Consider the following 5054-nt stretch of genomic DNA (forward strand, 5'->3'; position numbering starts at 1 on the left):
GCGCGAATCATCCGGTGAAGGACCTCGAAAACGGCCGCGTGGTGATCACGTCGCAGAACCACGGTTTTGCAGTCGATGCATCCACGCTCCCCGCCAATGCAAAGGTCACGCACACGTCGCTGTTCGACGGCACCCTGCAAGGCTTTGCGCTCACCGACAAACCCGCATTCTGCTTCCAGGGACATCCGGAGGCATCGCCGGGACCGAACGATATTGCGTACTTGTTCGACCGCTTTGTCGGCCTGATGGAAGCGCAGAAAGTCGCGGCTTGATTGACGCATTTGAATCGACGCAGTTGGGTTGACGCAGCGACAAAACAGAACACGCAACACAATCATTGAGAGCAGTTATGCCGAAGCGGACAGACATCAAGAGCATCCTCATCATCGGCGCGGGACCGATCATCATCGGCCAGGCGTGCGAGTTCGATTATTCGGGCGCGCAGGCGTGCAAGGCGCTGCGCGAGGAAGGCTACAAGGTCATTCTCGTCAACAGCAATCCCGCGACGATCATGACCGACCCGAATACGGCCGACGTGACGTATATCGAGCCGATCACGTGGGAAGTGGTCGAGCGCATCATCGATAAAGAACGCCCCGACGCCATCCTCCCGACCATGGGCGGACAAACCGCGCTGAACTGTGCGCTGGATCTGTTCCATCACGGCGTGCTGGAAAAGTACAAGGTCGAACTGATCGGCGCGTCGCCGGAAGCCATCGACAAAGCCGAAGACCGGCAGAAGTTCAAGGAAGCAATGACGAAGATTGGCCTGGGTTCGGCCAAGTCGGGCATTGCGCATTCCATGGAAGAGGCGCTGCAGGTGCAGGCGGAGATCGCTGCGCAGACGGGCAGCGGCGGCTACCCTACGGTGATCCGTCCTTCGTTCACACTGGGCGGATCGGGCGGCGGCATTGCCTACAACAAGGAAGAGTTCGAGGAGATTTGCCGTCGCGGACTGGACCTGTCGCCCACGCGCGAATTGTTGATCGAAGAGTCGCTGCTCGGCTGGAAAGAGTTCGAGATGGAAGTCGTCCGCGATACCAAGGACAACTGCATCATTGTCTGCTCGATCGAAAACCTGGACCCGATGGGCGTGCACACCGGCGACTCCATCACGGTCGCGCCGGCGCAAACGCTCACCGACAAGGAATACCAGATCCTGCGTAACGCATCGCTCGCGGTGCTGCGCGAGATCGGCGTGGACACGGGCGGCTCGAACGTGCAGTTCGCGATCAACCCGAAAGACGGCCGCATGGTCGTGATCGAGATGAACCCGCGTGTGTCGCGTTCGTCGGCGCTGGCATCGAAGGCGACAGGTTTCCCGATTGCCAAGGTCGCCGCGAAGCTGGCCGTCGGCTACACGCTCGACGAGCTGAAGAACGAGATCACGGGTGGTCAGACGCCGGCGTCGTTCGAACCGACCATCGACTATGTGGTGACCAAGATCCCGCGTTTCGCGTTCGAAAAATTCCGCGAAGCCGATGCACGCCTGACAACGCAAATGAAGTCGGTCGGCGAAGTGATGGCAATTGGCCGCACGTTCCAGGAATCGTTCCAGAAGGCGTTGCGCGGTCTGGAAGTGGGTGTCGACGGACTCGACGAAAAGACCACCAGCCGCGACGAAGTGATTCGTGAAATCGGCGAGCCGGGTCCGGACCGGATCTGGTTCCTGGGCGACGCGTTCCGTCTCGGTCTGACTGCTCAGGAAATCTTCGAAGAGACGTCGATCGATCCGTGGTTCCTCGCGCAGATCGAGCAAATCATCCAGAAGGAAAAGGCGCTTGGCGGTCGTACCGTCGACAGCCTGACCAGGGACGAAATGCTGTACCTGAAGCAGAGCGGATTTTCGGATCGCCGCCTGGCGAAGTTGCTGGGCTCCGATCAGACGGCCGTGCGCAAACACCGTCACGCATTGAAGGTGCGTCCGGTCTACAAGCGCGTGGACACGTGCGCCGCCGAATTCGCGACGAAGACCGCTTACATGTACTCGACCTACGAGGAAGAGTGCGAAGCGAATCCGACGGATAAAAAGAAGATCATGGTCCTGGGCGGCGGTCCGAACCGGATCGGGCAGGGCATCGAATTCGATTATTGCTGCGTGCACGCAGCTTTGGCGATGCGCGAAGACGGCTATGAAACGATCATGGTCAACTGCAATCCCGAGACTGTTTCCACCGACTACGACACGTCTGACCGGCTGTATTTCGAATCGCTGACGCTCGAAGACGTGCTTGAAATCGTGGAGCTGGAAAAGCCGGTTGGCGTGATTGTGCAGTATGGCGGCCAGACGCCGTTGAAGCTCGCGCTGGACCTCGAAGCGAACGGCGTACCGATTGTCGGAACATCGCCGGACATGATCGATGCCGCCGAAGACCGCGAGCGTTTTCAGAAGCTGTTGCAGGACCTGAACCTGCGCCAGCCGCCGAACCGTACGGCGCGCGCCGAAGACGAAGCACTGCGTCTCGCCGAGGAAATCGGCTATCCGCTGGTCGTGCGCCCGTCGTACGTGCTCGGCGGTCGCGCGATGGAAATCGTCCACGAGCCGCGCGATCTGGAACGCTACATGCGCGAAGCCGTGAAGGTGTCGCACGATTCGCCGGTGCTGCTCGACCGTTTCCTGAACGACGCCATTGAATGCGATGTGGACTGCATCTCGGATGGCGAGGCGGTGTTCATCGGCGGCGTGATGGAGCATATCGAACAGGCGGGCGTGCATTCCGGCGACTCGGCTTGCTCGCTGCCGCCGTATTCGCTGTCGCAGGAAACCATCGATGAACTCAAGCGCCAGACCGGCGCCATGGCGCGTGCGCTGAACGTGGTCGGCCTGATGAACGTGCAGTTCGCGATCCAGCAAGTGCCGCGTGAAGACGGCACGAAGCAGGACGTGATCTACGTGCTCGAAGTGAATCCGCGTGCTTCGCGCACGGTGCCGTATGTATCGAAGGCGACGGGTTTGCCGCTGGCGAAAATCGCCGCTCGCGCGATGGTCGGCCAGAAGCTGTCGGCGCAAGGCATCACGAAGGAAGTGATCCCGCCGTATTTCAGCGTCAAGGAAGCGGTGTTTCCGTTCGTGAAATTCCCGGCGGTCGATCCGGTCCTCGGACCTGAAATGCGTTCGACGGGTGAAGTCATGGGCGTGGGCCGCACGTTCGGCGAGGCGCTCTTCAAGTCGCAACTTGCGGCCGGATCGCGCTTGCCGGAAAGCGGCACGGTTCTCCTGACCGTAATGGACGCCGACAAGCAAAAGGCCGTGGAAGTCGCGACCATGCTGCACGAACTCGGCTATCCGATTGTCGCAACCAAGGGCACGGCCGCGGCTATCGAAGCGGCGGGCGTTCCGGTCAAGGTCGTGAACAAGGTGAAGGATGGCCGTCCGCACATCGTGGACATGATCAAGAATGGTGAAATTGCGCTGGTTTTCACGACCGTGGATGAAACGCGCGCCGCGATCGCCGATTCCCGCTCGATCCGCATGAGCGCGCAAGCCAACAAGGTCACGTACTACACGACCATGTCCGGCGCCCGTGCGGCGGTCGAAGGCCTCCGATATCTGAAGGACCTGGAAGTCTATGATTTACAAGGACTGCATGCTCGCCTAAACTAAGGCTTCAGATTCGAGTCTCAGCAGTATCAGCAGTCTCCATATGAAGTCTAAGTATCAAGGGCCGCGGTTAAGCGGCGTCTCCCATATTTACCGGGAGATGCACTTAACCGCGGTAATTTTTTTACGTCTGCATTTTTGCGTAATGAGTTGGTTATGAGCACAGTTCCTTTGACTAAACGTGGCGCAGCGTTGCTGCGCGACGAATTGCAACATTTGAAATCCGTAGAACGCCCGTCGGTCGTCAACTCGATCGCCGAAGCGCGCGCGCAGGGCGACTTGTCGGAAAACGCGGAATACGACGCGGCCAAAGAGAAGCAGGGCTTCATTGAAGGCCGGATTGCCGAGCTCGAGTCAAAGCTGGCAGGCGCGCAAGTCATCGATCCGACCGAGGTGGAAGCCGACGGCCGCGTGATCTTCGGCGCGACCGTCGAGCTGGAAGACCTGGATTCGGGCAATTCGGTGACCTATCAGATCGTCGGCGACGACGAAGCCGACATCGATCACGGCCTCGTGTCGATCAGCTCGCCTATAGCACGTGCGTTAATTGGCAAGACGGAGGGCGATGTTGCGTCGGTGCAGGCACCGAGCGGCGCGCGCGAATACGAAGTCATTGCGGTCAAGTACGTCTGATGGCTCATCGATTCTTTCGGATCGTCGCCATGATCTGGGTCGGCAGCGTGCTGGCCCTGGGTTACATCGCAGCACCCGTGCTGTTCAGCATGCTCGACCGGACCTCCGCGGGTTCGGTCGCGGCGCAGCTTTTTCGCATCGAGGGCATGCTGGGCGTAGTGTGCGCGCTGGTGCTGCTGGTCATGGCGAATCGCCTGGTACGTACGGGTTTCGATGAGTACAAGCGGACGCGCTGGGTGATCGCGGGCATGCTGCTGTGCGTGCTGATCGGCTATTTTGCCTTGCAGCCGTTCATGAACGCCTTGCGTGTGGCGGCACAAGAGGGCGGGATGGAACTCGCGCAGTCACCGTATGCAAGCCGGTTCGGCATGCTGCACGGGGTATCGAGCGCGTTTTACCTGATCGAGAGTGTGTTGGGACTGGTCTTGTTCTGGCGCCTTCCGCCGGGACGGTTCCCTGCGCAAACCGCGGTTCCGAAGGGAAAGACAGCCAGCGTCGCAGCACGTCGCGCACGCGGCTGAAAAAAAGCCGGTGGGATCCGAGCTGATCGGATCACACCGGCTTTTTGCTTTCCGGGGGAACCCGGAACGGCTTACTTCGACGACTGATGGTGGCGCTTGGCGCTCGGCAGACGTTTCTTTGCACGCTTCACGTTGCCGCCGGCGGTGACGCGTTCATTGCCACGAACCAGCAGTTTCTGCTTTTTCGGCTTGCGGACCACCGGTGCGTCGCGGGTGATCTTCACGACCTTCACCACGCGCGGGGCGCGGCCTTTCGTGGATGCATCGGCAGCTTCACCCGCGCTCGGCGGCGCAACGCA

Annotated in this window: 4 protein-coding genes and 1 pseudogene; 4 read left to right on the plus strand and 1 reads right to left on the minus strand. The window is 60.2% G+C overall.

Annotation, left to right across the window (positions count from 1 at the left end; all coding sequences use genetic code 11):
* The 4 genes from ACRXB1_RS30155 to ACRXB1_RS30170 form a co-directional block, all read left to right on the plus strand.
* On the plus strand, positions 1-272 hold a 272-nt coding region (locus tag ACRXB1_RS30155), incomplete at its 5' end, for a glutamine amidotransferase-related protein (protein ID WP_449494121.1).
* 77 nt (positions 273-349) lie between these two features.
* A complete protein-coding gene (gene carB, locus ACRXB1_RS30160) occupies positions 350-3604 on the plus strand; it encodes a carbamoyl-phosphate synthase large subunit (protein WP_449494122.1) in 3255 nt (1084 codons plus the stop codon).
* 153 nt (positions 3605-3757) lie between these two features.
* Positions 3758-4234: a transcription elongation factor GreA gene (gene greA, locus ACRXB1_RS30165; protein WP_061999915.1), complete on the plus strand. Its 477-nt coding sequence runs from the start codon at positions 3758-3760 to the stop codon at positions 4232-4234.
* Complete coding sequence (locus ACRXB1_RS30170) at positions 4234-4755, plus strand: DUF4149 domain-containing protein (RefSeq protein WP_062167197.1); 522 nt, start codon at positions 4234-4236, stop codon at positions 4753-4755. Before greA ends, ACRXB1_RS30170 begins: the two co-directional genes overlap by 1 nt.
* Positions 4756-4826: 71 nt before the next feature.
* Here ACRXB1_RS30170 and ACRXB1_RS30175 read toward each other — a convergent pair.
* Positions 4827-5054 (minus strand): annotated as a pseudogene (locus ACRXB1_RS30175) (YhbY family RNA-binding protein); the annotation flags it as partial.

It is taken from the genome of Caballeronia sp. M23-90 (assembly GCF_053574605.1).